The 26,349-nt window shown below is 72.5% G+C and carries 23 protein-coding genes and 1 pseudogene; 16 read left to right on the plus strand and 8 right to left on the minus strand.

Annotated elements, in window-relative coordinates:
• Both VFW79_RS09200 and VFW79_RS09205 read right to left on the minus strand, forming a co-directional pair.
• The coding region (locus VFW79_RS09200) for a DEAD/DEAH box helicase (protein WP_414647926.1) at positions 1–1,587 on the minus strand (1,587 nt) is incomplete at its 3' end.
• A 191-nt stretch (positions 1,588–1,778) separates the two neighbouring features.
• Positions 1,779–2,228 carry a CoA-binding protein gene (locus tag VFW79_RS09205; protein WP_329677012.1) on the minus strand — a complete coding sequence of 150 codons (450 nt, stop codon included), beginning with the start codon at positions 2,226–2,228 and terminating at the stop codon, positions 1,779–1,781.
• A 59-nt stretch (positions 2,229–2,287) separates the two neighbouring features.
• Here VFW79_RS09205 and VFW79_RS09210 point away from each other — a divergent pair, with 59 nt between their 5' ends.
• The 9 genes from VFW79_RS09210 to VFW79_RS09250 all read left to right on the plus strand — a co-directional run bounded on the left by VFW79_RS09210 (position 2,288) and on the right by VFW79_RS09250 (position 9,745).
• Positions 2,288–3,715, plus strand: a complete 1,428-nt coding sequence (locus tag VFW79_RS09210) for an RNB domain-containing ribonuclease (RefSeq protein WP_329677013.1) — start codon at positions 2,288–2,290, stop codon at positions 3,713–3,715.
• A 111-nt stretch (positions 3,716–3,826) separates the two neighbouring features.
• Positions 3,827–4,414, plus strand: a complete 588-nt coding sequence (locus VFW79_RS09215) for a CDP-alcohol phosphatidyltransferase family protein (protein WP_329677014.1) — start codon at positions 3,827–3,829, stop codon at positions 4,412–4,414.
• Entirely contained in the window at positions 4,411–5,331 is a 921-nt protein-coding gene (locus tag VFW79_RS09220) for a DUF881 domain-containing protein (RefSeq protein ID WP_329677015.1), read from the plus strand. The genes VFW79_RS09215 and VFW79_RS09220 overlap by 4 nt, the downstream gene beginning before the upstream one ends.
• 82 nt (positions 5,332–5,413) lie before the next feature.
• Positions 5,414–5,746, plus strand: coding sequence for a small basic family protein (locus VFW79_RS09225; protein ID WP_329677016.1), 333 nt, complete (start codon positions 5,414–5,416; stop codon positions 5,744–5,746).
• Positions 5,743–6,873, plus strand: a complete 1,131-nt coding sequence (locus VFW79_RS09230) for a DUF881 domain-containing protein (protein ID WP_329677017.1) — start codon at positions 5,743–5,745, stop codon at positions 6,871–6,873. The genes VFW79_RS09225 and VFW79_RS09230 overlap by 4 nt, the downstream gene beginning before the upstream one ends.
• A gap of 102 nt (positions 6,874–6,975) precedes the next feature.
• Positions 6,976–7,512: an FHA domain-containing protein gene (locus tag VFW79_RS09235; RefSeq protein WP_329677018.1), complete on the plus strand. Its 537-nt coding sequence runs from the start codon at positions 6,976–6,978 to the stop codon at positions 7,510–7,512.
• Complete coding sequence (locus tag VFW79_RS09240) at positions 7,509–8,327, plus strand: MerR family transcriptional regulator (RefSeq protein ID WP_329677019.1); 819 nt, start codon at positions 7,509–7,511, stop codon at positions 8,325–8,327. The genes VFW79_RS09235 and VFW79_RS09240 overlap by 4 nt, the downstream gene beginning before the upstream one ends.
• Positions 8,328–8,404: 77 nt before the next feature.
• On the plus strand, positions 8,405–8,917 hold the full coding sequence (locus tag VFW79_RS09245) for a bifunctional nuclease family protein (RefSeq protein ID WP_329677020.1): 513 nt from the start codon (positions 8,405–8,407) through the stop codon (positions 8,915–8,917).
• A gap of 237 nt (positions 8,918–9,154) precedes the next feature.
• A complete protein-coding gene (locus VFW79_RS09250) occupies positions 9,155–9,745 on the plus strand; it encodes a MerR family transcriptional regulator (protein ID WP_329677021.1) in 591 nt (196 codons plus the stop codon).
• Between the two features lie 62 nt (positions 9,746–9,807).
• Here VFW79_RS09250 and VFW79_RS09255 read toward each other — a convergent pair whose 3' ends face one another.
• Complete coding sequence (locus VFW79_RS09255) at positions 9,808–10,584, minus strand: ParA family protein (RefSeq protein WP_329677022.1); 777 nt, start codon at positions 10,582–10,584, stop codon at positions 9,808–9,810.
• Positions 10,585–10,804: 220 nt separating this feature from the next.
• Between VFW79_RS09255 and VFW79_RS09260 the strand changes: the two genes are divergently transcribed.
• The 4 genes from VFW79_RS09260 (at position 10,805) to VFW79_RS09275 (ending at position 15,813) form a co-directional block, all read left to right on the plus strand.
• Complete coding sequence (locus VFW79_RS09260; RefSeq protein WP_329677023.1) at positions 10,805–14,206, plus strand: pyruvate carboxylase; 3,402 nt, start codon at positions 10,805–10,807, stop codon at positions 14,204–14,206.
• 47 nt (positions 14,207–14,253) lie between these two features.
• Entirely contained in the window at positions 14,254–14,907 is a 654-nt protein-coding gene (locus tag VFW79_RS09265) for an MBL fold metallo-hydrolase (RefSeq protein WP_329677024.1), read from the plus strand.
• Between the two features lie 121 nt (positions 14,908–15,028).
• Positions 15,029–15,250, plus strand: a complete 222-nt coding sequence (locus tag VFW79_RS09270; RefSeq protein WP_329677025.1) for a hypothetical protein — start codon at positions 15,029–15,031, stop codon at positions 15,248–15,250.
• Between the two features lie 65 nt (positions 15,251–15,315).
• Positions 15,316–15,813 carry a GNAT family N-acetyltransferase gene (locus VFW79_RS09275; RefSeq protein ID WP_329677026.1) on the plus strand — a complete coding sequence of 166 codons (498 nt, stop codon included), beginning with the start codon at positions 15,316–15,318 and terminating at the stop codon, positions 15,811–15,813.
• A gap of 370 nt (positions 15,814–16,183) precedes the next feature.
• Here VFW79_RS09275 and VFW79_RS09280 read toward each other — a convergent pair whose 3' ends face one another.
• Complete coding sequence (locus tag VFW79_RS09280) at positions 16,184–16,720, minus strand: MarR family transcriptional regulator (RefSeq protein ID WP_329677027.1); 537 nt, start codon at positions 16,718–16,720, stop codon at positions 16,184–16,186.
• Between the two features lie 141 nt (positions 16,721–16,861).
• On the opposite strand from VFW79_RS09280, the gene VFW79_RS09285 reads away from it, so the two are divergent.
• The 3 genes from VFW79_RS09285 to VFW79_RS09295 all read left to right on the plus strand — a co-directional run bounded on the left by VFW79_RS09285 (position 16,862) and on the right by VFW79_RS09295 (position 20,166).
• Entirely contained in the window at positions 16,862–18,892 is a 2,031-nt protein-coding gene (locus VFW79_RS09285) for an ABC transporter ATP-binding protein (protein WP_329677028.1), read from the plus strand.
• Positions 18,893–18,986: 94 nt separating this feature from the next.
• Positions 18,987–19,580 carry a hypothetical protein gene (locus VFW79_RS09290; protein ID WP_329677029.1) on the plus strand — a complete coding sequence of 198 codons (594 nt, stop codon included), beginning with the start codon at positions 18,987–18,989 and terminating at the stop codon, positions 19,578–19,580.
• Between the two features lie 241 nt (positions 19,581–19,821).
• A complete protein-coding gene (locus VFW79_RS09295; RefSeq protein ID WP_109132731.1) occupies positions 19,822–20,166 on the plus strand; it encodes an RNA polymerase-binding protein RbpA in 345 nt (114 codons plus the stop codon).
• A gap of 102 nt (positions 20,167–20,268) precedes the next feature.
• On the opposite strand, the gene VFW79_RS09300 is transcribed toward VFW79_RS09295, so the two are convergent.
• The 4 genes and pseudogenes from VFW79_RS09300 to VFW79_RS09315 all read right to left on the minus strand — a co-directional run.
• Positions 20,269–21,057, minus strand: coding sequence for a polyprenol monophosphomannose synthase (locus tag VFW79_RS09300; protein ID WP_329677030.1), 789 nt, complete (start codon positions 21,055–21,057; stop codon positions 20,269–20,271).
• A complete protein-coding gene (gene lnt / locus VFW79_RS09305) occupies positions 21,054–22,619 on the minus strand; it encodes an apolipoprotein N-acyltransferase (protein WP_329677031.1) in 1,566 nt (521 codons plus the stop codon). Before lnt ends, VFW79_RS09300 begins: the two co-directional genes overlap by 4 nt.
• A gap of 387 nt (positions 22,620–23,006) precedes the next feature.
• Positions 23,007–24,659, minus strand: a complete 1,653-nt coding sequence (locus tag VFW79_RS09310) for an amidohydrolase (protein WP_329677032.1) — start codon at positions 24,657–24,659, stop codon at positions 23,007–23,009.
• A 54-nt stretch (positions 24,660–24,713) separates the two neighbouring features.
• Positions 24,714–26,349 (minus strand): annotated as a pseudogene (locus VFW79_RS09315) (RNA helicase); the annotation flags it as partial.

The raw sequence follows: 26,349 nt of genomic DNA on the forward strand, positions 1-26,349 counted from the left end.
GAGGTCCTTGCCCGTGAGGCCACCCTCGTTCGTCAGCGCACCGACGATGGCACCCGGCTGGGCACCGTCGTTGTGCCCGACGGCGACGCGGTAGCGCATGCCACCGTCGGGGCGGTGCGACGTGCGGCGCGGGCCGTCCGAGCGCGGTCCGCGGTCGTTGTGGTCGCCACCGCGGTCGGGAGCCAACGTGGCGCGGCTGAGCGCGTCGTCGAGGTCGTCGCCGTGGGTGGTCCGCGGCGCGGGCCCGCGGTCGCCGACGGCGAGCGCCGCGATGACGGCGAGCAGCTCGAGCGGGTCGAGGTCGGGGTTCACCGCGAGGTGCTCGGCGATGGCCGTGCGGTACAGGTCGAGGCGACCGAGCTCTGCGCGGGCCGCGACGTCCGTCAGGAGGCGCTCGACGCGGTGGGCCGAGACGTCCGCGGGCGACGGGATCGCGATCTCTTCGATCTTCTGGCGCGTGAGGCGCTCGATGGAGCGCAGGCGGTGCTGCTCGCTCGGCGTGACGAACGTGAGCGCCTCGCCGGACCGGCCGGCACGACCGGTGCGGCCGATGCGGTGCACGTAGGCCTCGGGCTCGGTCGGCACGTCGAAGTTCACGACGAGACCGATGCGGTCGACGTCGAGCCCGCGCGCCGCGACCTCGGTGGCGACGAGCACGTCGAGCGCACCGCTGCGCAGCCGTTCCACGATCTTCTCGCGGTCACCCTGGGCGACGTCACCCGAGATGAACGCCGCGGAGATGCCGCGCTCGATGAGTGCGCTGCCCACCTCCTCGGCCGCACCGCGGGTGCGCACGAAGACGATGGCGGCGTCGGCGTCCGAGACGGCGAGGACGCGCGCCAGGGCGCCGGCCTTGTGCCGGAACGGCACCACGGCGTACGTCTGACGCACGCTCGTGACGGTCGACGACTGCCGGGAGACGGCGATCTCGACCGGGTCGGTCAGGTGCTGCGCGGCGACGCGACGGATCCCGGGGGGCATGGTCGCCGAGAAGAGGGCGACCTGTCGCTTCGCCGGGGCGGCACCGAAGATCTTGTCGACGTCCTCGGCAAAGCCCATGCGGAGCATCTCGTCCGCCTCGTCGAGCACGAGGAACTTCACGGCGTCGAGGTGGAGGGTGTGGCGCTCGAGGTGGTCGATGACGCGCCCGGGCGTGCCGACGACGACCTGGGCGCCGCGCGTCAGGGCGCGCTGCTGCGGCAGGAAGGGCGACCCGCCGTAGACCGCGATGACCTCGAGGCCCGGGATGTGGGCCGCGAACGACTCGATCGCCTCGGCGACCTGCATCGCGAGCTCGCGGGTCGGCGTCAGCACGAGCGCCTGGACCGAACGGAGCTGCGGGTCGACCGACGCGAGCAGCGGAAGGCCGAACGCCGCCGTCTTTCCGGTACCCGTCTGGGCGACCCCGGTGATGTCGCGGCCCGACAGCAGGGCCGGGATGGCCTCGGTCTGGATCGCCGTCGGGATCACGAAGCCGAGGTCGGCGACGATGCGCTCGAGCGTCTCGGGCAGCCCCAGATCGGCGAAGGTGGGCGCATGGCGCGACGTCTCGGTCGCGGGCGCACTGGTAGAAGGCATGGTCGTCATAGGGGCACCGTTCAGGTTGCGGGAGTCACGTGCGGTACGGCCAGGGGGCCGTTCCGGAGGTCGCATTCCCGAACACATCACCAGCGGTGACACCGGTACACATACACGAGGGACGCGCGACGAACTCCAGGTTCACGGCAAGTATACCCGGACCCAGGACCGGCCCCGGGGTGATCTCGCGCACACCGGCCTCAGCCGAGGCCGAGCAGGGGCCCCTCGATCGCCGGGCAGGCGTCCATGACCACGTCGAGACCCGCTGCCCGAGCGCGGTCCGCGGCCGCGTCGTCGACCACGCCGAGCTGCAGCCACACCGCTCGAGCGCCGATCGCGATGGCCTCGTCGACGACGGCGCCGGCCAGCCGCGCGTTGACGAACACGTCGACGACGTCGACCGGTCCGTCGATGTCGGCGAGCCGGGTGACGCCCGCCGCGCCGTGCACCGTCTCACCGTGCGGGTGGACGGGGACGATCTCGTGACCGAGCGAGTCCTTGAGGTAGGCCGCCACGCCCCAGGCGGCTCGAGCGGTGTTCGTCGACAGGCCGACGACGGCCCACCGACCGGGCGTCGTGAGCAGGCGTCGGATCACGGGGGCGTCGTTCGCTGGACGGTCGTTCGCCGCGCGGTCGGTCGTGGTGGTCACCGGCCAAGCCAAGCACAGCAGCCCGAGCGGCGCGGTCCGGGCCCACCTAGGGTGAGGTCGTGCCGATCCGCAAGCTGATCCCGCCGTCCGACGGCGCCGAGCTCCGGGCCGGCTTCGCCGCCGTTCGTGCCTCGCTCGACGTCCCGGAGACCTTCGACCCGACAGCGCTCGCGGAGGCGCACGCGGCGGCGGGGCACCCGGCCACGGCTGGTGACCGCAGGGACCTGCGCGACATCGCCTTCGTGACCATCGACCCGCCAGGATCGACGGATCTCGACCAGGCGGTCGAGCTCGAACGGCGGGGGACCGGCTACCGCGTCCGGTACGCGATCGCCGACGTGGCGTCCTTCGTCGCACCCGGTGGGCCGCTCGACGCGGCGACCCACATCCGCGGCACGACCGTCTACTGCCCGGACACCCGCGTGCCGTTGCACCCGGTCGAGCTGAGCGAGGGCGCAGCGTCGCTCCTGCCGGGGCAGGAACGACCCGCGATCGTGTGGACCATCGACCTCGACGCGGACGGCGCGGTGGACGGGGTCGAGGTCGAGCGGGCACTGATCCGCAGCCGCGCGCAGCTCGACTACCCGGGCGTGCAGCGGGAGCTCGACGCCGGCACCTCGTCGTCCGACGCGGACGAGCTGCCTCAGCTCCTCGCCCGGATCGGCACCCTGCGAACCCAGCAGGAGCGCGCCCGCGGAGGCCTGTCGCTCGGCCGACCCGAGCAGGAGGTCGTGCCCGACGGGGACGGGTGGCGCCTGTCGTTCCGCGCGCCGCTCCCGGTCGAGGACCACAACGCGCAGATCTCGCTGCTCACGGGCATGGCCGCGGCTCGGATCATGCTCGACGGGGGGATCGGGATACTGCGCACGATGCCCGCGGCCGACGAGGACGCCCTGCGTCGTCTGCGTCACCAGGCCCGCGCTCTCGGCGTCGACTGGCCGGCCGGTGCGACCTACGGCGACGTGCTGGCGCGTCTCGACCGCTCGCAGCCGCGCGCCGCGGCGTTCCTGGCGGCGGCGACGTCGCTCTTCCGTGGCGCGGCGTGGACGCCGTTCGTCGGTGCCCCGCCCGAGCAGCCGAGCCACGGTGCGGTCGGTGCGCCGTACGCCCACGTCACGGCCCCCCTGCGCCGACTCGTCGACCGGTACGGGCTCGAGATCGCGGTGGCGCTCCACGCCGGGCGCGACGTGCCGGACTGGGTACGGTCCGTGCTCCCGGCCCTCGGCGACGACATGGCGTCGGCAGCGCGGCGCGCCGCCGCCGTCGACCGGGCGTGCACCGACCTCGTCGAGGCCACCGTCCTCGCGCACCACGTCGGCGAGGTGTTCGACGGGGTCGCGCTCGATCGCGACACGGTCCAGCTCCAGGACCCGGCGGTCGTCGCAGACTGCGACGGCGCCGACCTCCCCGAGGGCGAGCCGGTTCGCGTGCGGCTCGAAGTGGCTGACCCGACGACGCGGACCGTCCGGTTCGCGATCGCCAGCTGAGGCTGCCACCTGCGAGAAGGCTGCGGGACTCGCGGGTTCGTGCGGCACCGGTCGCCCGGTGCACCCCCTAGGATCGAGACGTTTGGGGCGAGGTCGTCGACGGGGGAGGCAGTGAGCGTGCAGGACGCTGTCTCGGACCGTGTGCTCACGATTCCGAACGTCATCAGCCTGGCGCGGCTGGTCATCGTCCCCGTCTTCGCAGTGCTGATCGTCTCCGGCCACGACGGCTGGGCGCTCATCGTGCTCGCCGTCTCTGGTGCGAGCGACTGGCTGGACGGCGTGCTCGCTCGGCGGCTCGGCCAGGTCTCGCGCCTCGGCCAGATGCTCGACCCCGCTGCGGACCGCTTGTTCATCCTCGTGACGCTGCTCGGGCTCGCCTGGCGCGGATCGGTGCCGTGGTGGGTCGTCGGTGTGCTGGTGCTCCGTGACGCGCTGCTGCTCGGGCTGCTGGGCGTGCTCGCGCGGCACAGCTACGGTCCGTTGCCGGTCCACCTTGCCGGCAAGGCCGGCACCTTCGCGCTGCTGTACGCCTTCCCGCTGCTCCTGCTCGCCGAGTGGCACGAGCCCATCGGCTCCGTGGCGTACGTCCTCGGCTGGGCGTTCGCGTGGTGGGGCATCGCGCTGTACTGGTTTGCCGGCGGGCTCTACGTCGTCCAGGCGCGGCGGCTGCTCGCTCGGGACGGTGCGGGCGCGGCATGACCGCGCGGCACGGGGACTCGCCGACGGCCCGTGTGCCGGACGCCTCGATGAGCCTGCTCAACGACGTGGCGCGAATGCCCCTCGAACCCGCCTACCGGACGGTGGCGGACCAACGGGCCCGGGAGGGTCGTCGTCGGGTCACCGTCCGGCACCGCACCCTGAGCGCGATCCTGGCGGTGGCGCTCGGTCTGGCCACGACCTCGGCAGCGCTCGCGCTGCGCGCCCCTCAGCCCGCCGTCCTCGCGGCCCGCGCGATCATCGAGAAGCAGATCCGCGAACGGACGTCTGCGGTCGACCAGCTGCGGCTCCAGAACGCGGAGACGGCGCAGCAGATCGCCGCACTGCAGGCCACGGTGCTCGCGGCGCGGGACTCGCCGCTCGTCGGCCAGCTGGCGGCGGACTCGGTGATCTCCGGGGCGAGCGCTCTGACCGGCCCGGGCCTGCGCATCACCTTGACCGACGCACCCGACGTCGGGGGTGTCGTCGACCCCGATCGGCGGGTCCAGGACGTCGACCTGCAGATCCTGGTCAACGGGCTGTGGGCCGCGGGTGCGGAGGCGATCGCCGTCAACGACCACCGCCTCACGACGACGACGGCGATCCGGAGCGCCGGCAGCGCGATCCTCGTCGACCTCAACCCGCTCGTCGGTCCCTACGTCGTCGATGCGATCGGTGACGGCGCGGAGCTGCAGACCCGACTCGCGCGGGTGAGCGCCGGCCAGCATCTCGCGACGCTGCGCGCGACCTACTCGATCGGGGTCGACGTGAGCGCCAAGAGCTCGCTCCAGCTACCTGCTGCGAGCCTGCCCGAGCTCCGGTACGCCGGCGTGCCCGCGGGCGTGCCGCTCATCGGCGGCTCGACGGGTCCCGGGACTCCGACGGGCACGGGCTCACCGTCCGGGACGGGTGCGGGGTAGTGGGCGCCGATGGACGCAGGGCGGTGCGGGAGCGCGAGTGTGACAGTGTCGGCAGGGTCGAAGCAGAGATGAGGGGTCGCACGTGATCGCAGTTCTCGGTCTGGTCATCGGGGTGGTCGCCGGACTGGTGTTCGAGCCGACCGTGCCCGTGAGCCTTCAGCCGTACCTGCCGATCGCTGTCGTCGCCGCGCTCGACGCACTGTTCGGCGGGCTGCGTGCTCTGCTCGACGGGATCTTCGACGACCGGGTGTTCCTCGTCTCCTTCCTGTCCAACGTCGTCGTCGCCGCGCTGATCGTGTTCCTCGGCGACCAGCTCGGCGTCGGGTCGCAGCTGTCGACCGGCGTCGTGGTCGTGCTCGGGATCCGGATCTTCTCGAACGCTGCGGCCATTCGTCGGCACGTGTTCAAGGCATGAGCATGTCGGTCAACCCGTTCGAGCCGTCCTCGCCTCGCGACCCGCGCCACGGCGCGGCTCGTCCCGAGGACACCGCTCTTCCCCAGGACGCAGCTCGTCCCGAGGACGTCGTGGCTCCCGAGGACGTCGTGGCTCCCGAGGACGTGGCCGTCGTCGACGACGGGAGCCTCCCGGACGACGCGGCGGTCTCCGACGATGCCGCGTCTTCCGACGAGTCGGCGACTCCCGACGACGCAGCCCCCCTCGCCGCCGCCGCCCCCCTCGCCGCCGCCCCCCTCGACGACGCAGCGCTGCTCGCGGCGCCCGCGGCGACGCAAGCTCCGGTCGGGACGGATGCGAGCCTCGGTGACGACCTGCCGGACGCGGCGATCCCGGACGTCCCCGTGCCGCCGGCGGTACAGCCCGGTGCCTGGCACACCTTGGTGCGAGCCCTCCGACCCCGCGCAACCCGCGCCCAGGTCCTCACCGCGGTGCTATGCGGTCTCCTGGGGTTCGCCGTCGTCGCGCAGGTCCGCCTGACGCACGACACGAGCCTGTCGACGTTGCGGCAGTCGGATCTCGTTGAGATCCTCGACCAGGCGACGCGCCAGGCCGACGAGCTCCAGCGTGAGGCAGCGGCGCTCGAGCAGACCCGGCAGGAGCTGGAGTCGGGATCGAACAGTCGGCAGGCGGCGCTCGACGCGGCCACCCGCAGCGCAGCGACGCAGGGGATCCTCACGGGTCGACTTCCGGCAGAGGGACCGGGGATCGTCGTCACCCTGACCGAGCCGGACGGTGCGATCCGCGCGCTCACGCTGCTCAACTTCCTCGAGGAGCTGCGCAACTCGGGCGCGGAGGCCGTGCAGCTCAACGACCAGCGTCTGACGGCGAGCAGCTACTTCGTCGCGCCGGCGCAGGGCGACGGGGTCGTCGTCGACGGCACCACGCTGCATGCGCCGTACCGATGGACCGTCATCGGAGACGCGGACGTGATGGCCACGGCGCTCGACATCCCCGGCGGCGCCCTGGCAAGCGTGCGGAACGACGGCGGCCGCGGGTCCGTGCTGCGCAAGGACCTCGTCTCGGTGACGGCGACGAGGAGCATCCCGACGCCGGTCAAGGCCACGCCGGTTCCGCCGAAGGGCTGACGACACAACCCGGTGCTGCACGAGGGCCGTTCGTCCGCATAGGCTGTCCGGGACCCCCGCGACAGTGCTGTGGGTCGGCGGGAGCAGGGCACGGGAGGCAGCATGAGCGACGATCGGCAGCTACCGACGCACCAGCGCGAGGACGACGCGCGCGACGACTTGCGATCGCAGGGGCGCGGCGCCTCCGACACGACCGTCAGCTTCGGCAGCCTGGGCTCTGCCGACCTGGACCTCGTGGCGCCGGCCGGACTCACGTCCGACGAGCTCGCCGCCGTTCACGCGCTCCCGCCGACGTCCGCCCTGCTGATCATGCAGCGCGGGCCGAGCGTGGGCGCGCGGTTCCTGCTCGACGCGGAGCGCACCGTCGCCGGCCGGAGCCCTGACGCCGACATCTTCCTCGACGACGTGACCGTCTCCCGGAAGCATGCGGAGTTCGTCCGGGAGCTCGACACCTTCCTGGTCCGCGACATCGGCTCGCTCAACGGCACGTACGTGAACCGCACACGGATCGAGTCCGCGGTGCTGCGCCCGGGCGACGAGGTGCAGATCGGCAAGTACCGGCTGACGTTCCACCCGAGTCCTGGTCGCGACGCCGGTCGGCACGAACGCCCCGACAGCCCGAGCGACTCCCGCCCATGAGCCCGCGCGAGCGAGCCTCCGGGTTCGCGACCGCGGCGCGCGAGCCACGCGACGGCGTGCGGCCGGACGTCGCGGACGACGGTCGCAGCCGGGTTCCGCACGCGGTCGAGCCCTGGCCGCGTGGCATCTCGCGGCAGGCGACGATGCGCATCAGCGACGTGCTGGCGTCCCTGCAGATCGAGTTCCCGGCGGTCACGAACTCCAAGCTCCGGTTCCTCGAGGAGCAGGGTCTCGTGGAGCCCGTGCGGACCGCGTCGGGCTACCGGCAGTACAGCCCGGCGGACGTCGAGCGGCTGCGCTACGTGCTGCGCCAGCAGCGGGACCGCTACATGCCGCTCAAGGTCATCGGTGCGCAGCTCGCGGCCCTCGACGCCGGCGAGGACGACGAGCCCCCCGCCCGGGCGCAGCTCGCGACGAACGACGGCGTCCGCGCCGCACCCGCGCTCGTGGGCCGCTACACGGCGGGCGCGCTGGCGCGGGAGGCCGGCGTCGACGAGGCCGTCGTCGAGGACCTCGTCAGGTCCGGGGTGCTGCGCGCGACGTCAGCGGGGCACTTCGACGCCTGGGCGCGCGATGTCGTCGTCCTGGCGGCGGCGTTGGGGGAGCACGGCATCGATGCGCGCCATCTGAGGATGTTCCGCGCCGCTGCCGACCGCCAGGCCGACCTCGTCGACCAGGTCGTGGCTCCGTGGCGCGGACACCGTGCGGCCTCGTCCCGTGCCCGTGTCGGCACGCTCGCGGCCGAGGTCGGTGAGCTGTGCACCCAGCTCCACACCGCGATGGTGCGCGCTGCGGTCGCCGAGCTCGCGCCCTGAGGGAGCTCGCTCACGTCCGTCGCGCACCGGCCGCCCCTCGAGGAGCCGCGCGGCGCTTGTCGTCGTAACGTGAGGGTGTGGGGGATGGCGAGGAGCTGGTGACGGTCGAGGTGGTTGGCGTGCGCCAGCACCTGGTCGACGACGAGATCGTCGTGCTGCTGCTCGACCCCGCGGCCGAGCTGTTCATCCCCATCCTCATCGGTCCGGCCGAGGCGAGCGCGATCGCGACGGCGCAGGCCGGTGTCGTGCCGCGGCGTCCGATGACTCACGACCTGCTGTGCGACGTCATCGCGGCCGTCGGGGAGTCGTTGAGCCAGGTCGAGATCACGAGCCTGGAGCACGGGGTCTTCCACGCGGCGCTCGTGCTCGGCAGCGGTGCGCGCGTCGACTCCCGCGCGTCGGACGCCGTGGCTCTCGCCGTGCGCGTCGGGTGCCCGGTCCTGTGCTCGGCCGAGGTCGTCGCGATCGCTGGCGTCGAGGCATCGCCGGGGCCCGCGGAGCAGGAGCTCGAGCGCTTCCGCGAGTTCCTGGACCAGGTCACGCCGGAGGATTTCGAGTCCGGGGAGGAGCCCGGGACGAGTGCCGGATGACGGCGTCTCACGTTGAGGTCGAACGTGAGACACGCCGAGGGCAACACTCCCGGGCGGCGCGCCGGGCAGCGTCGTTGACGCTCCCTGGGTGGACGCCTAGCGTGACACGTGGACATCCGAAGCCCGAGGTCACGATGGTGGGACACTTCTTTCAGGCAGATCCTGCCTGCAAGGTAGTCGTACCGACCACGACGGGCGCCGAGCACGGCGGATGCGTGGGCAGTGAGTGGAGGACACGTGACCGGCAGCGGTGACAGCGTGGAAGCCGGCAGCGGCATTCCGCAGCGCGCGCAAGGTCTGCTGTTCGGCGACGAGCTGCCTGACCTGGACATCACCACCGGCTACCGCGGCCCGACGGCCTGCGGTGCGGCGGGGATCACCTACCGCCAGCTCGACTACTGGGCGCGGACCGGCCTCGTCGAGCCGACCATCCGGCCCGCGACCGGCTCCGGCACGCAGCGGCTGTACTCGTTCCGCGACATCCTCGTCCTGAAGGTCGTCAAGCGACTCCTGGACACAGGGGTGTCCCTGCAGCAGATTCGCACCGCGGTGTCGCACCTGCGTGAGCGCGGTGTCGAGGACCTCGCCCAGATCACGTTGATGTCCGACGGTGCGAGCGTGTACGAGTGCACGTCGGCCGACGAGGTCATCGACCTGGTGCAGGGCGGTCAGGGCGTGTTCGGCATCGCCGTCGGACGCGTGTGGCGCGAGGTCGAGGGCACCCTCGCCCAGCTGCCGACCGAGCGCGTCGACGACGACTCGCATGGCCAGTCGAGCACGCACCTCGACGAGCTCGCAGCCAGGCGTCAGGCCCGCACCGCGGGCTGAGCCTGCTCACGCACGGGGAGGCGCCTCTGGGGCGCGATCGTTCCACCACGTGTTTGGACGCGTCAGCGTGTCGCTGGGGCCCTGAGTGCACGATCCAGCAGCTCGTCGAACGCCCGGGCGAGCTCAGCGGCAGCCGGACCGGGCCACGCGTGGACGGGCTGGGCCGCTCCCTGGGCCTGCTGCAGAGCGGCTCGCTCCGGGATCTGCGGCGTGAGCACGAGCGGGCCGTAGAGGCTGCGGAGCTCCTCGAGCCGGAACGCCTGCTCGACCGAGCGTGCGCGGACCCGGTTCACCACGACCCCGAGCGGCTGCAGCGCCGTGGCGGGGCCGCGGCGGAGCTCGTCGATCGTGCGCATCGCACGCCCGACGGCCATGACCGAGAAGAGCCCGGGCTCGGTGACGACGACGGCCCGGTCGCTCGCTGTGAGCCCCTTGCGCGTCAGTCCGCCGAGCGACGGGGGACAGTCGATGAGGACGAGGTCGTAGCCGTTGACCCACGACAACGCGAACCGGAGCCGGTCGACGTCGCGCCCGGCCTCGTCGATCGCGTCGTGGCGCATCCCGGCAGCGGAGCCGACCAGGACGTCCAGGCCGCCGTCGGCCCAGCCGCTGGGGGAGATCGCACCGAGCACCGTCTCGGCCCTCGGGTCGTCGAGGACGGCGGCCACGTCGAGGGCACTGCCGGGCGCGACGGCGAGCGCGAGCGTCGAGTCGCCCTGCGGATCGAGGTCGACGACGAGGGTGCGCAGTCCCCGTTCCAGGGCGGCCGAGGCCAGCCCGAGCGTCACTGAGGTCTTGCCCACGCCACCCTTGAGACTGCACACACCCAGCACCAGCACGGCGCCAACGGTAGCCGTCGTGACGCGGACCCGGAAACGCGGGACCTGCGGGCGACTGACGGAGAGCCACGGCCGTGGGCTGTGCGGACGACACAGCGAGAAGCGGTTCATGGGAGGATCGCGGACAGCGTCGCGACCGGCGTGATCGACATTCGGGCGCGCACCGACCCCGCCAGGCATCACCAGTAGCGTGCTGCCGGACCACAGGATGGAGTCACACGTGTTTTCTAAGGTCCTCGTCGCGAACCGGGCCGAGATCGCTGTCCGTGCCTTCCGCGCAGCATACGAGCTGGGGGCCCGGACGGTCGCTGTCTTCCCGTACGAGGACCGGAACTCCGAGCACAGGCTCAAGGCCGACGAGGCGTACCCCATCGGCGAGCCGGGTCACCCCGTGCGCGCCTACCTCGACATCGACGAGATGATCCGTGTCGCTGAGGAGTCGGGTGCCGACGCGATCTATCCGGGCTACGGCTTCCTGTCGGAGAACCCCGCGCTCGCGCGGGCGGCCGTCGCCGCCGGACTCGTCTTCGTCGGCCCACCCGCGGACGTCCTCGAGCTCGCCGGCAACAAGGTCCGCGCGCTGCAGTCGGCCCGCGAGGCCGGGCTCCCCGTGCTGGCGTCCTCGGCGCCGTCAGCGGACATCGACGAGCTTCTCGCGTCCGCCGACGTCGTCGGGTTCCCGATCTTCGTCAAGGCCGTGGCCGGCGGTGGTGGTCGCGGCATGCGCCGGGTCGACACGCGTGACGACCTGCCCGAGGCCCTCGCCGCCGCGATGCGCGAGGCTGACGGGGCGTTCGGTGACCCGACCGTGTTCCTCGAGCGCGCGGTCCTGCGCCCGCGGCACATCGAGGTGCAGGTCCTCGCGGACGGTGCGGGCAACGTGGTGCACCTGTTCGAGCGGGACTGCTCGCTCCAGCGGCGCCACCAGAAGGTCATCGAGATCGCCCCGGCCCCCAACCTCGATCCCGTGATCCGCGACGCGATGTGCCGTGCGGCCGTCGCGTTCGCCCAGCACATCCGGTACGAGAACGCCGGCACCGTCGAGTTCCTGCTCGAGACCGTCGGCGAGCACGCGGGTGAGTTCGTCTTCATCGAGATGAACCCGCGCATCCAGGTCGAGCACACGGTGACCGAGGAGGTCACGGACATCGACCTCGTCTCGGCGCAGATGCGGATCGCGTCGGGGGAGTCCCTCGCGGACCTGGGGATCAGCCAGGAGACGGTCAGGATCAACGGCTCTGCGCTGCAGACCCGCATCACGACCGAGGACCCTGCGAACGGGTTCCGTCCCGACACCGGCCGCATCATCGCGTACCGGTCACCCGGCGGCGCGGGCGTGCGTCTGGACGGTGCGACGGCGACGGCCGGCTCGGAGATCTCCGGGCACTTCGACTCGATGCTCGTGAAGCTGACGTGTCGCGGCCAGGACTTCCCGACCGCAGTCCGCCGTGCGCGACGCGCGCTGGCCGAGTTCCGCATCCGTGGCATCCGGACGAACATCCCGTTCCTGCAGGCCGTTCTCGCCGACCCGGAGTTCGCCGCGGGTCAGGTCTCGACGTCGTTCATCGACGAGCGCCCTGAGCTCCTCGCCGCGCGCGAGAGCGCCGACCGCGGGACGCGTCTGCTCGCCTACCTCGGCGATGTCACCGTCAACAAGCCGCACGGCGTCCGCCCGCGCGACGTCGTCGACCCCCGGCTCAAGCTGCCGCAGCTCGACCTGGCAGCCCCCGCGCCCGACGGGAGCCGTCAGCGCCTGCTCGCCCTCGGACCCGAGGGCTTCGCCCGGGCCCTGCGCGACCAGACCGCCGTGGCGGTGACGGACACGACGTTCCGCGACGCGCACCAGTCGCTGCTCGCGACCCGCGTCCGCACGCACGACCTGCTGGCCGTCAGCGCGTCGGAGGCCCGCGCGCTCCCCGGGCTGCTGTCGGTCGAGGCCTGGGGCGGTGCGACCTACGACGTGGCGCTGCGGTTCCTGGGCGAGGACCCGTGGGAACGGCTCGCCGGGCTCCGGGCCGCGATGCCGAACCTCGCGCTGCAGATGCTCCTTCGCGGGCGCAACACGGTCGGGTACACGCCGTACCCCACCGAGGTCACGACGGCGTTCGTGCGCGAGGCCACTGACACCGGCATCGACATCTTCCGGATCTTCGACGCGCTGAACGACGTGTCGCAGATGCGACCCGCGATCGATGCGGTTCGCGAGGCGGGTACGCCGATCGCCGAGGTCGCGCTCTGCTACACGGGGAACCTGCTGAACCCCGCCGAGGACCTCTACACGCTCGACTACTACCTGCGGCTCGCCGACCAGATCGTCGCGGCGGGCGCGCACGTCCTCGCGATCAAGGACATGGCCGGTCTCCTGCGGCCCGCGGCTGCCGCGCGTCTCGTGACGGCCCTGCGGTCGCGGTTCGACGTCCCCGTCCACCTGCACACGCACGACACGACCGGCGGGCAGATGGCGACTCTGCTAGCCGCGGCCGACGCCGGCGTGGACGCGGTCGACGTGGCGAGCGCGGCGATGGCCGGCACGACGAGCCAACCGCCCATGTCCGCCCTCGTGGCGGGTCTCGAGCACACGCCGCGCGACACCGGGCTGAGCCTGCGTGCGGTGTGCGACCTCGAGCCGTACTGGGAGGCCGTCCGCCAGCTGTACCGCCCGTTCGAGTCGGGGCTGCCCGGACCGACCGGGCGCGTGTACGACCACGAGATCCCCGGAGGCCAGCTCTCGAACCTCCGCCAGCAGGCGATCGCGCTCGGTCTCGGCAGCAGGTTCGAGCAGATCGAGGAGACCTATGCCGCCGCGGACCGGATCCTCGGCAGGCTCGTCAAGGTCACGCCGTCGTCGAAGGTCGTGGGTGACCTCGCGCTGCAGCTCGTGGCGCGCGGGGCCGACCCGGCGGACTTCGCCGCGAACCCGCAGAGCTACGACATCCCCGACTCGGTCATCGGATTCCTTTCCGGTCAGCTCGGAGACCCGCCCGGCGGCTGGCCGGAGCCGTTCCGCACCAAGGCGCTGGCCGGGCGGGTCGTCCGCACGGCGACCGAGGCGCTGAGCGACCAGGACCGCGCCGATCTCGCAGGCGACTCGGCGACCCGGCGCGACCGGCTCAACCACCTGCTGTTCCCCGGCCCGACGAAGGAGCTCGAGACCTTCCGGAGCACCTATGGGGACGTGAGCGTGCTCGACACGACGCGCTACCTGTACGGCATGACCAAGGGCGACGAGGCCGAGATCCTCATCGGCAAGGGTGTGCGTCTGCTCGTCGGGCTCGAGGCCGTCGGTGAGCCGGACGAGCGCGGGATGCGGACCGTCATGTTCACCCTCAACGGGCAGATCCGCCCGTTGCAGGTCCGCGACCGCACGGTCGAGGTCGACCTCGCGACGGCAGAGAAGGCAGACCCGGGCGCCCCTGGCCAGATCGCCGCGCCGTTCGCCGGAGCGGTCACCCCCGTCGTCCAGGAGGGGCAGCGCGTAGAGGCCGGCCAGACGGTCGCGACGGTCGAGGCCATGAAGATGGAGGCGGCGATCACGACGCCGGTCGCGGGCAAGGTGCAGCGGCTGGCGATCGGGGCGGTGCAGCAGCTCGAGGGTGGCGACCTGGTCATGGTCATCGCCTGACACCGTCCGCTCTCGCGCCGTCGGGCGTCGCGCGGCATGCTGCTCGGATGACGACCTTGACGTGGTGGGGCCACGCCTGCGTGCAGCTCGAACGGGGCGGTGCTCGTCTGGTCATCGATCCGGGGACGTTCAGCGACCTGTCGGTGCTGGACGCCGCCGACGCGGTGCTGGTGACGCACGAGCATCCCGACCACGTGGCTGTTGACCCTCTGAGAACCGCTCTTGCGACTCGTTCTCATCTTGAGGTGTGGGCTGCGCCCGCGGTTGTGGACCTTCTCGACGGTGCGGGCGGCGCCGCGGGCCGGGTGCATGCGGTGCATGGCGGCGATGCGTTCACAGCGGCGGGCTTCGAGGTCACGGCGCTGGGGGAGTGGCACGAGCTGGTCCACCCGGACGTGCCGCGGGTCCCGAACGTGGCCTACCTCGTCGACGGCGCGGTGCTGCACCCGGGCGACTCGTTCACGCTGCCGCCGTCCATGACGAGCGTCGACGTCCTGCTCGCGCCGGTGGGCGGGCCGTGGCTCAAGCTGGCCGAGGTCATCGACTACGTCCGGGCCGTGCATCCGCGCCTCGTGGTGCCGATCCACGACGCCCCGCTCAGCGACATCGGCAGAGCGCTGGCGGACCGGCTGCTGACCTCCCTGGGCGGCTCTCCCGAGTATCGGCGGCTCGCCGGCGGTGACGAGCTGGTGCTCGGCTGACCCAGCGCCGCCGCGGTGGCGGGGGAGCGGTCGCGTGGCGCGGGAGCGGGACGGGCCCACGGTGCCGCCGAGGCCGTCCGGATCTACGGTGGGACCACGACGACCATCGAAAGGTGTCCGCATGTCGATCCCCACACCCCAGGACCCCGACGCCGCGCCGGACCGGTTCGACGAGATCGGGCTGCTCGAGTTCGACGAGACCGTCCCGCCGCGCCCCGAGGAGGAGGTGGCCGACGCCGCTCGCTCCGTTCCTGACCGGGCCGGTCACGGTGGGTCGCCGGACGACGACCCGGAGCCTGGCGAGGCAGCCGACCGCGGCACGGCAGGACCGGCCGCGACCTGAGGTCCCCGGGGTCCACGCGCGCGTCCACCCGGCTGGCTGCTGCGGGCCCGGGCATGCTGTGACGCATGACCGACATCGAGCTGCTCGGCGACGACGACTGGGAGGTCGTGCGCGACGTCCGGCTGCATGCCCTGCGCGACAGCCCGCTCGCCTTCGGTTCCACGCTGGCGCGTGAAGAGGGCTTCCGTGAGCAGCACTGGCGGATGCGGCTGCGGTCGAGCCCGTGGTGGGTGGCTCGTCGAGCGGGCCCGCCGGGCAGCCACGTCATCGGGCTCGTCTCGATGATCTCCGAACCCGGGTCCACGTCCGACGACCGTCATGCTGTCGGTCTGTGGGTCGACCCCGGCGCGCGCCGTGAGGGGGCGGGAACAGCTCTCCTGACGGCCGTGGTGGCCGCTGCGCGGGCCGAGCAGGCGCGCACGGTCTCTCTGTGGGTCGCCGAGGACAACGACGCTGCGCTGCGGCTCTACGGTCGTCTGGGCTTCGAGCCCACGGGGGAGCGGCAACCGCTGCCGAGCTCGCCCGGGCGCGCCGAGTCGCGGTACGAGCTGCGACTCGACTGAGCGGCGCGGCATGCGCCCGCGCCGATGGGCTGGTGGAGCGTGAGCGTCGACGCAGCGCCGGGCTTCGGGCCCTGCCGTAGCGGAAGGATCTGGACCATGACCGCGCCTCGCGTCGTCCGCTCCGCAAGGATGACGTCCGGGCCAGTCGCATCCACCGCGAGTACTTCGACCTCCGATGACCGCAGGGACGTCATCCCGAGGTCATCGGGGCGGGGCAGCGGGGGACGGGACGAGCACACGGTTCGTGCGCACGTCCCGGCCACTCCTCGACGGATTGTCATAATGTCCATTATCGGCGTTGAGGCACGGTGCGCGAGCGGGGTGTTGCAGGGCCGCGATCGCAGCGCCGGCACCCCGTCCGAGCCAGGACTCAGGCGTCCCAGTCGATCAGCAGCTCACGCAGGACCGTGGCCAGCGCCGAGCGTTCGTCGTCGTCCAGCGCACTGATGAGCGATGCCTCGAGGCCGAGGTATCCCGGGAGCAGCTCCGCGAACCGGCGCGCGCCGTCGTCGCTCGCCACGATCAGGAATCCGCGGGCGTCGTCCGGGTTGACCCTGCGAGAGATCCAGCCGGCGTGCTCCAGGTGCCTCAGTCGCTTCGTGGTGGCCGGACCGGTGAACATCAGCTGCCGGGTGAGGTCGCCTGGGCTGATCGGTCCGTCGCTGCGGCACAGCGCCGAGATGATGTCGAACTCGGCGCGGCTGAGGTCGAACGGCTCGAGGTACGCCTCGCAGCGCGCCATGACCAGCTGTGCCGCTCGCAACAGTCGTCCTACGACACCCATGGGCTCGAGGTCGAGCTCGGGCCGGAGCTCGAGCCACCGAGCCTGCGTGCGGTCGATCCAGTCCCGTCGACCGTCACCGAGACCGTCGGCGCTGCCGGATCCCCGCGGTGTGACGTCTGCCATGGCTCCCCCGTTCCGCGGTCTGAATAGTTTACTGGTAAACTACCAGAGTCCCCCGGTCTCGTCCCTCGGTGGAGGCAGCCCCGCTCGCCTGACCGCACGTCGGGTTCGCGGTCACGCGCGGGCACGGGCGAGACTGTCCGCATGACGCCGATCCCGACCCCCTCGGACGCGCCCGCTCGGCCCCCGGTGCCGGCCGACCCGATCCTGCGCCGGATCTGGGCGTTGCTCGCGCCCTACCGAGGGGAGCTCCTCCTCGTTGCGCTCTCGATCGTGGTCGCCTCGTTGCTCGGGATCGTCACGCCGTTCCTCACCCAGCGCGTGTTCGACGACGCGCTCTTCCCCGCCGACGGTTCCGGGGTGCACCTGCGGCTGCTCGCGATCCTGGTCGGGGCGATGATCGTCATCCCGCTGCTCAGCGCCGCGATCGGCGTCGGCCAGACGTTCCTGACCACGAAGGTCGGCAACCTCGCGATGGCGGACCTGCGGGGCCGGCTGTTCGAGCACCTCGAACGCATGGAGCTGGCGTTCTTCACCGCGACGAAGACGGGCTCCATCCAGTCGAGGCTCGCGAACGACGTCGGCGGAGTCCGCTCGGTCCTCACGACGACCGCCTCGTCGATCCTGTCGAACACGGTCACCGTGCTCGCGTCCACCGTCGCGATGCTGCTCCTCAGCTGGCAGCTGACGCTCGTCGCCGTGGCGCTGATGCCGCTCTTCATCGTGCTCCAGCGACGCGTCGGGGCCCGACGCCAGGCCATCGCGCGGGCCACGCAGGAGTCGCTGGCGGACATGACGGCGATCACCGAGGAGGCCCTCAGTGTCTCCGGGGTCCTGCTGACCAAGGTGTTCAACCGCTCCGACGCCGAGATCGCCCGCTACCGCGCGGAGAACGACCGCCAGGTCGACCTGCAGGTGCGGCAGGCGATGGCCGGTCAGGGCTTCTTCGGGGTGGTCACGGCGTTCATGGCGGTCACGCCGGCGCTCGTCTACCTCGTCGCCGGGTCGATGATGACGGGCTCGTTCGGGGGCGGGGTGCTCACCGCCGGGACGCTCGTCGCGTTCTCGACACTCCAGGCCCGGCTGCTCATGCCGGTGATCTCGCTCATGCGGATCGCGCTCGACGTGCAGACGTCGCTCGCACTGTTCCGGCGCATCTTCGAGTACCTCGACCTCACGCCCGCGATCACCGACACGCCCGACGCGGTGGGGCTGGAGCCCGCCGGCGAAGCCGGGCGGATCGAGCTCCGGGACGTGTGGTTCCGCTACCCCGCTCCCCCACGGCTCGTCCAGCCGCCCCCGCCGCCGGGCCGGTGGAGCGGCAGGCACGGCGCCCCGCTCGGTGTCGCGACGCCGACGCGCCGCGTCGAGACCGTCCCCGAACCCGTCGACCGTCCCGCTCGGGCGCACTCGTGGGCGGTCCGCGGCGTCTCGTTCACCGTCGAGCCCGGCCAGCTCGCCGCCTTCGTGGGCCCGTCCGGTGCCGGCAAGACCACGCTGAGCTATCTCGTGCCGCGCCTGTACGAGATCAACGAGGGGGCCGTGCTCGTCGACGGTCATGACGTGCGGGACCTCACGCTGTCGAGCCTCGCCGACGCGATCGGCATGGTGACGCAGGACCCGTATCTCTTCCACGCGTCGATCGCCGACAACTTGCGCTACGCGCGCCCCGACGCGACCGATGACGAGCTCGTCGAGGCCTGCCGCGCGGCGAACATCCACGACCGGATCGACGCGTTCGAGAACGGCTACCGCACCCTCGTGGGTGAGCGTGGGTACCGGCTCTCGGGTGGCGAGAAGCAGCGCATCGCGATCGCGCGCGTCCTGCTCAAGAACCCCCGGATCCTCATCCTCGACGAGGCGACGTCCGCGCTCGACTCGTCGTCCGAGCGGCTCGTCCAGTCCGCGCTCGCGCGCGCGGTCGACCAGCGCACGACGCTCGCGATCGCCCACCGCCTCTCGACGATCCGGCACGCCGACGTGATCTTCGTCGTCGACGAGGGGCAGGTCGTCGAACGCGGCACGCACGACGAGCTCGTCCAGGTCGCCGACGGGCTCTACGCGCGCCTGTATGCCGAGCAGTTCGGTGGGGGGCGCGTCGAGGCGCGCTTCAGCGACGGGATCATGTTCACGGACGGGGTCGTGCTCTCCCAGCCGCGCACGGCGTCCGCGTAGGCCGTCCACCCACAGCCCCGGCGCGACCGGACGTGTGCCCACTCGCGGCTCGCCCGTCCGTCGCCGTCACGCACGGTGGGCCAGGGTCCATGCCATGACCGACGATGTGACGCGCCACGCGATGGCAGACGACGACAGGGCAAGCACCGAGCCGGCGGCCGACGAGCTCGTGGCCGACGACGAGAGATCCTGGGGCGCGGCCGGGCACTGGTCGGCCGACCTCGAGGACGACGTCGCGGACGAGCCGTGGCTCGACGACGGCACCGGGTCGGACGACGACTACCCGCCCGTGTCCGGCCGGACCCTCGAGGACGGGCGGGACGCCCTCGACGTGCTGATGCGGGTGGTCGGCCCGGAACGCGACGGGCCCCCGGCGCTGTGGTTCCTCGTGCTCGATGCCGCCGACCGGGTCCTCCCGCTCGTCCTCCCGATCGCCGAGGTGCCGACGGTGCCGGACGCCGTGGTGGCTGCCAACCTCGTGCACGTCCTGGCTTCGGTCCTCGAGCACGACGCGCCGGGCGGCTCCGTCGTGGTGGGCTACGTGCGGCGCGGCGGTGGCGACCTCGGGGCGTTCGAGGCAGGCTGGTCGTCGGCGCTCCACGTCAGCGCCCATCAGGAGGTCGTCAGGATCCGCGCCGAGGTCGCCATCGGCCGTGATCGTGCGCGGATCCTGAGCACCTGCTGGTGACGTCGTCGCGTCCCCCGCTCCCCCGTGACAGCGCTCCTCAGCCCGGGCACGGGGGCGGCTGCCGCGCGTTCACGAGACCTTCACGCCACACTGGAACATTGTGGGCGGCTTGGTCGTTGAGCCTCCTGGAAGTCACTGCTCGGGAACCGCACGGCAGGCGGTCCACGGCAGGCGGTTCATACCGAGACGTCAGATGGCGGCGAACGACGCCCCACGGCACGGCAACGCACGGAGGTCCTACATGTCGAACCGGTCACTGCGCGGAATGCGCATCGGTTCCCACAGCATGGAGACGGAAGAGGGCGTCGAGTTCGCCCCGCGTCTGCAGGCTCACTACGACTGCCCCAACGGACACACGATCATCCTGCCGTTCTCCGTCGAGGCGGACGTGCCGGTCACCTGGGAGTGCCGCTGCGGTGAGGAGGCGCTCCTGCGGGACGCGTCCAAGCCGGAGCCCAAGGCGGGCAAGGCCCCGCGCACGCACTGGGACATGCTCTTGGAGCGTCGCACCGTCAAGGAGCTCGAGGAGCTGCTCGACGAGCGGCTCGACCTGCTCCGCGCCGGCAAGCTGCGCCGGAGCGCCTGACACCACCGAGCTGCTCGCGGCGCACTCGCTGCGAGCACACAGCCTGACGGCCGTCGACCCATGCGGGTCGGCGGCCGTCGTGCTGTCCTTCGACAGCGACGGTCAGCGGCGGCTCAGTCGGCGGACGACCGCGCCCAGCTGGCGCGCGCGCTGCTCGACGCCCCAGACCGTGACGTTGGCGAGCGCCTCGATGACGATCGCGCGGCTCATCTTCGACCGGCCGAGCTCGCGCTCGACGAACGTGATGGGCACCTCGACGATGCGGCCACCGGCCCGCTGCACCCGCCAGGCCATGTCGACCTGGAAGCAGTACCCGGCCGACGCGACCTCGTCGAGCGCCATCGTCGCGAGGGTCTCGGCGCGGAAGGCGCGGAAGCCTGCCGTCGCGTCGCGCAGCGGCAGTCCCAGCGCCAGTCGCGTGTAGGTGTTGCCACCGCGCGAGAGGAGCTGACGGCTGACCGGCCAGTTGACGACGCTGCCGCCGGGCACCCAGCGCGAGCCGATCACGAGGTCGGCGTCCCGGACGGCGTCCAGCAGACGCGGCAGGTCCTCGGCACGGTGCGAGCCGTCGGCGTCCATCTCGACGATGACGTCGTAGCCGCGCTCGAGCGCCCACCGGAACCCGGTGATGTACGCAGTGCCGAGGCCCAGCTTGCCGGTGCGGTGCAGCACGTGGATGACGGTTCGACCGGCGGCCTCCGCCTCCTGCTCGGCGATCTTCTCGGCGAGCTCGCCGGTGCCGTCGGGCGACCCGTCGTCCACGACGAGGAGGTCGGCGTCGGGCACGGCCGCGCGGAGCCGGTCGAGCGCCGTCGGGAGGTTCTCCCGCTCGTCGTACGTCGGGATGACGACAAGCACCCGGGGCTGGGTGCCGGCGTATTCGGCGGTCATGAGACTCCTTCGGTGCGATTCGCGCGGCGGATGCGCAGCGCACCCGCCATGCCTGTCACGACGACGCAGAGAGCGAGCGCGTCGACAATCCACGCTGGCCAGTCTCCGAGCCGGGCGGCGGGCGTGAGGGAATGGCGCAGCGGAAGCGTAGCCACCAGCTGCTCGGAAGTGAAAAGCGCTGTCTGGTGCGAGACGGCGCCGTTCGGTTCGATGACGGCGCTGACGCCGACGGTGGAGATCTGGACCGTGGCGCGACCGAGCTCGATCGCGCGCAACCGGGACATCGCGAGCTGCTGCGTGGACTCCGCCGTGTAGCCGAACGAGGCGTTGTTCGTCTGCACCACCAGCACTTCGGCACCGGCGAGCACCGCTTCGCGCGGGAGCGCGTCGTAGGCCACCTCGAAGCAGATGACGTCCCCGATCCCGACCGTCCGCCCGAGCCTGGCTGACTCGAGCGGGACGAGCCCGACCTTGGTGCCGGCGATCATGTCCTGCGTCACAAGGTCGACCGCCGAGGAGAACGGGCGCACGAGGGAACGGAACGGGATGTACTCGGCGAAGGGCGCTGGGTGCTGCTTGGTGTACTGCGCGACGACGCCTTGTCCTGGAAGCCACAAGACTGCGGTGTTGTAGCGACCCCCGGTGGGGGGGTACTGCACGGTGCCCACGAGCATCGGTGCCTGCACGGCCCGGGCTGCGGAGTCGATCTCGTCGGCGGCCGCCCCGTCCACCTGCGGGTCGACGTCGGTGCCGTTCTCGGGCCACAGCACCAGATCGAGCTGACCGGGCTGGACCTGATGCAGCAGCGCGAGCGTGCCGGCCACGTGGTTGCCGAGCACGACGCGTGCCTGGGCGAAGGCGTCCAGGCCGGGGGTCGGGACATTGCCCTGGACGGCCCCCACCGCGAGCGTCCCTGCCTCGGCACGCGTGTCGAGGGGCACGAACAGGCCGGCGACGAGGACGGCAGCGGCGAGGGCGAGGCGGACGAAGACCCCCGGCACGACGAGGCGGCGAGCGGCAGTCCAGGTCTGCGCGAGGAGGATGCCGACGCCGGCGACCGCCGCCGAGACGAGGGGGGCGCCGCCGAGCCACGCGAGCGCCGAGACCGGCGAGTCAGCCTGCGAGAACGCCAGCCGGCCCCACGGGAAGCCGCCGAACGGCCAGGCGGAGCGGAGCTCCTCCACGGCGACCCAGAGGACGACGAACACGGTCACCTGGAGCCAGCGGTTGCGCCACACGGCGTTGCCGCGACGAGCCCAGGTCCACGCGGCTCCGAACAGGGCGACGTACCCGGCCTCGAAGACGGCAAGGGCGAACCACGGGATCCGCCCGACGGCGTAGTCCGCCCAGGTGATGTGGGGCAAGAAGAAGGTGAGTCCCCAGACGAGGCCGATCAGGGCGTTCCAGCGTGCGCTGTCGCGGCGCAGCGCGAGGACGAGGAGTCCGACGCCGGGAGCCGCGGCTCCCCACCATCCGAGATCCGGGAACGACGCCCACGTGAGCGCTCCCCCGGCGACCGCGAGGGCGACCGACGACCATCGGGAGGGCTCGCGGGAAGGCACCGGTGAAGACTACGTCAGCGCGCCCGACGTCGATGTCAGGGTGCTGCGCTCCCCGCCGACCGGCCCGCGTGTCCTTCGTGCCGCACGTCGCCGTGAGGCGTCACGTCCGTTTTCTACTGAACACGCGGGCCTAGCCGGGGTCCTCCCCTGCAGGCCGCACCTCGAGGATGAGCCTCAGGTGACCGATCATCCGCGAGGGCGGGACACTCAGTGAACCTACCGGGTCGGCAGGGGGTGTCAAGCAGACATCGACGCAGGTCAGGCGAGTAAGTGCAGGTCACCTCCCCGGCGCTTCCTCCCGATTTGCACGGTTCGGCGCGGCGTGTCGTGCGGCGTGTCGGCGCCGCGCCGACGTACCCACACGTTCGAGTGAACTTCCGGGCAGCCTCAGTCGAGCTCGTCGTGCAGCATCACGCCAGCCCTGACCGTACGCACGCAGACGGGCCGGGTGGCCTGCGGATCGAGGTCCGGGAGCAGGGGCGTCCCGGCTCGTGCATCGGTGCTCCACCCCGAGGTGGACCCGCCGGCGCCCTGTACCGCGAGGTGCTCGGTCCGCCAGATCGCGAGGTGCGCCGGGGCGCCCACCCGCAGCTCGCCGGCGCCCGTGTGCTCGAGCTGCGCAGCCCGCCAGCCCCCCCGGGTGTGCGCACGGAAGGCCGCGCGCGCGGAGATCCGCTGGTCGCGCTGGTGGTGGCCGACCGCGGCCCGGACCGCCGCCCACGGGTCCATGCGGGTGACCGGCGAGTCCGAGCCGAACGCGAGGGGGATGCCGGCGGCCGCGACGTCCGCGAACGGGTTGAGCGAGGCCGCGCGACCCGCACCCAGGCGGGCCGCGTACATCCCGTCGGGACCGCCCCACGCCGCGTCGAACGCCGGCTGCATGCTCAGGTGCACCCCGAGCAGCACCAGTCCGGCCAACGTCATGGCGTCGATCATCTCCGCGTGCTCGAGCCGGTGCCCTGCGCCGCGGATCGCGTCGACGCCCTCGACGTCGACCGCGGCACGCAGCCCGAGCATGAACTCGTCCATCGCGCGGTCCCCGATCACGTGGAACCCGGCCTGGACCCCGGCGCGCGTGACAGCCGCGACGTGGTTGCAGATCTGCTCGGCGGTCAGGAGCAGCGTGCCGCGGTCCTGACCGGGCAGGTCGACGTACGGTGCCCGGAGCGCGGCCGAGTGCGAGCCCAGCGAGCCGTCGACGAGGAGGTCGCCCCCGATGCCGGTCAGGCCGGGGATCGCCGCCAGGACCTCGTGCGCGTCGTCGCTCGTCACGCACGCCTCCCCGCGGTAACCGACGACGTGCGTCAGTCCGCTCGAAGGGTCCGACGTCATCGCGAGCAGCGCAGCGAGGCCCTCGCGGGTGTCGGTGGACGGCGTGCTGTGCTCGTGCAGGGAGACGACGCCGGCCGCCGCCGCCGAGCGCAACGCGAGCCGGTACAGCTCGTCACGACGACCCGTGGGGACGTCACGCGCCACCTCACGCGCCCTCGCATGGGCGGCTCCGTCGACCCGGCCGTCCTCGCGCCACCCGGCCAGGCTGCGCAGACCGGCCACCTGGGCGAACGAGGACGAGACGACGCCCGAGTGGGCGTCCGCGCGGGCCAGGTACACCGGCGCCCCGCCACCGGCCCGGTCCAGGTCGTCGAGCGAGGGTCCGCGGCCCTCCGGCCAGCCGTGATCGTCCCAGCCGAACCCGAGCAGCGGGTGCGCCAGCGCGTCGGACGACCCGTGGCGGGCGTCGTCGGCCGTGCGGTGGACGGCCGCGAGGACGTCGGCGAGCGAACCGGCACCCGCTGCGGGCGAGAGGTCGATGCCCTCGAGCGCGAGACCGGTCGCAAGGACGTGCGCGTGCGCGTCGACGAATCCTGGGGCCACGAGCGCGCCGTCGAGGTCCACCACGTGATCCGCACGGGCGGCAAGACCGTCAGCCGTGTCGTCAGCACCGATCCACGCGATGGCGGCGCCGTCGACGAGGATCGCCTCCGCGAACGGGTCGGCGGCCGAGTGGATGACGCCGTGGCGGTACAAGGTGGAGGTCACATCGGACAACCCTAATGACGACGGAACGCAGCCACCCGTCGAGCCGCCGCGCCGTCACAGCGACGAGTAGGCAACGACCCCCCGGCGGAGCGCTGAGACGGCCTGGTGGGCCGTGTGCGCCAGGGCAGGGTCGGGTGCCGCCTGCGACAGCTGGTCGAGCAGGTCGATGACCTGCTTGCACCACCGCACGAAGTCCCCGGCCGCGAGGTCGCTGCCCCGGAGCACGGCATCGAGGCTGCGGCCAGCGGCCCAGCGGTGCACGGACTGGACCAGCCCGAGGTCGAGCGGGACGGTCGCCTCGAGCCGGTGCGCGGCCTCGAAGTCCTCCAGCTCGGACCAGATGCGCACCGTCTGCTCGAGCGCGCGGCCGAGCTTGCCCTGCGGTCCGCCCGGCACCGCGGGCTCCGACTCCCGGTCGTCACGCCGCGACGAGTAGACGAGCGTCGAGACGGCCGCCGCCAACGCCGGCGCGTCCAGCTCGTCCCAGGCGCCGCGGCGCAGGCACTCCGCGAGCAGCAGGTCGTTCTCGGCGTACAGACGGCGCAGCCACTGGCCTTCCGCCGTGACGACCATGCGGTCGCGTGCCTCGCCCGGCCCCTCGGGCACGGCGAGGTAGCCGAGCTGGTGCAGCACGTCGCAGATCCGGTCGAACACCTTGGCGATGGATCCCGTCCGGCCTTCGATGCGGTGCACGAGCGCGTCGTGCTCCGTGCGCAACCGGGCCCAGCGCTCGGCCCACCGCGCGTGGTCCTCGCGATCCGGGCAGCTGTGGCACGGGTGGGCACGCAGGCGGCGCCGCAGGTCGGTCAGTACCGCGTCGTCGCCCGAGCTCGTGCGGCGGTCGGCGCGCCGGCTCGACCCGCGCGCGGACGTCGGTGCGGCGCCGCGGTGGCCGCCGTCGGGCACCGCGGCACGCAGCGCTGCGGCGAGATCGCGGCGCGCGGCCGCGACGCGGGAGTTGAACCCGCGCGGGACCCGGAGGTAGCCGACCGTGCGGGCACCGTTCCCCACATCGGCGACCGCGAGGCGCCGGACCTGACGGTCGGTCGTCAGGACCGTCGGACGCGGTCCCTCGAACCCACCGGGGGTCCCGGGGTCGAGGACCACTGCGTGGGAGGGCCGGCGGCCCGCGGGCAGCTCGAGCACGTCACCGACCTGGAGCCCCTCGAGCGACCGCGCCACCTCGGCGGCCCGCGCGGCCGATGCCTGGCGGGTCAGCTCGCGCTCGCGCTCGGTGATGGCGCGACGCAGCCCGGCGTACTCGGCGAAGTCGCCGAGGTGACACTGCATCGCCTTGGCGTAACCGTCGAGCGCCTCGGCGTGGCCCTGCGCCTGGCGCGCGAGCCCGACGACGCCGCGGTCGGCCTGGAACTGCGCGAACGATGTCTCCAGGACCTCGCGGGCCCGGTCGCGACCGACCTGTGCGACGAGGTTGACGGCCATGTTGTACGTCGGCCGGAAGCTCGAACGGAGCGGGTACAGGCGTTTGGAGGCGAGCCCGGCGAGCGCGACCGGGTCGAGGCCGGGGTGGGCGACCACGACGGCGTGCCCCTCGATGTCGATCCCGCGCCGGCCCGCACGCCCGGTCAGCTGCGTGTACTCCCCCGGGGTGATGTCGACGTGCGCCGAGCCGTCCCACTTGACGAGCTTCTCGAGCACCACGGATCGCGCCGGCATGTTGATGCCGAGC

This window comes from Cellulomonas sp. (genome assembly GCF_036279715.1).
Taxonomy (GTDB): domain Bacteria; phylum Actinomycetota; class Actinomycetes; order Actinomycetales; family Cellulomonadaceae; genus Cellulomonas_A.

What these genes read in the sequence shown, in the direction of transcription:
- VFW79_RS09220 (WP_329677015.1), top strand. Translation starts at nt 4,411, where the DNA reads ATGACCGCGCGGCACGGGGACTCGCCGACGGCCCGTGTGCCGGACGCC.
- VFW79_RS09230 (WP_329677017.1), top strand. Translation starts at nt 5,743, where the DNA reads ATGAGCATGTCGGTCAACCCGTTCGAGCCGTCCTCGCCTCGCGACCCG.
- VFW79_RS09235 (WP_329677018.1), top strand. Translation starts at nt 6,976, where the DNA reads ATGAGCGACGATCGGCAGCTACCGACGCACCAGCGCGAGGACGACGCG.
- VFW79_RS09240 (WP_329677019.1), top strand. Translation starts at nt 7,509, where the DNA reads ATGAGCCCGCGCGAGCGAGCCTCCGGGTTCGCGACCGCGGCGCGCGAG.
- VFW79_RS09265 (WP_329677024.1), top strand. Translation starts at nt 14,254, where the DNA reads ATGACGACCTTGACGTGGTGGGGCCACGCCTGCGTGCAGCTCGAACGG.
- VFW79_RS09270 (WP_329677025.1), top strand. Translation starts at nt 15,029, where the DNA reads ATGTCGATCCCCACACCCCAGGACCCCGACGCCGCGCCGGACCGGTTC.
- VFW79_RS09275 (WP_329677026.1), top strand. Translation starts at nt 15,316, where the DNA reads ATGACCGACATCGAGCTGCTCGGCGACGACGACTGGGAGGTCGTGCGC.
- VFW79_RS09280 (WP_329677027.1), bottom strand. Translation starts at nt 16,720, where the DNA reads ATGGCAGACGTCACACCGCGGGGATCCGGCAGCGCCGACGGTCTCGGT.
- VFW79_RS09285 (WP_329677028.1), top strand. Translation starts at nt 16,862, where the DNA reads ATGACGCCGATCCCGACCCCCTCGGACGCGCCCGCTCGGCCCCCGGTG.
- VFW79_RS09290 (WP_329677029.1), top strand. Translation starts at nt 18,987, where the DNA reads ATGACCGACGATGTGACGCGCCACGCGATGGCAGACGACGACAGGGCA.
- VFW79_RS09295 (WP_109132731.1), top strand. Translation starts at nt 19,822, where the DNA reads ATGTCGAACCGGTCACTGCGCGGAATGCGCATCGGTTCCCACAGCATG.
- VFW79_RS09300 (WP_329677030.1), bottom strand. Translation starts at nt 21,057, where the DNA reads ATGACCGCCGAATACGCCGGCACCCAGCCCCGGGTGCTTGTCGTCATC.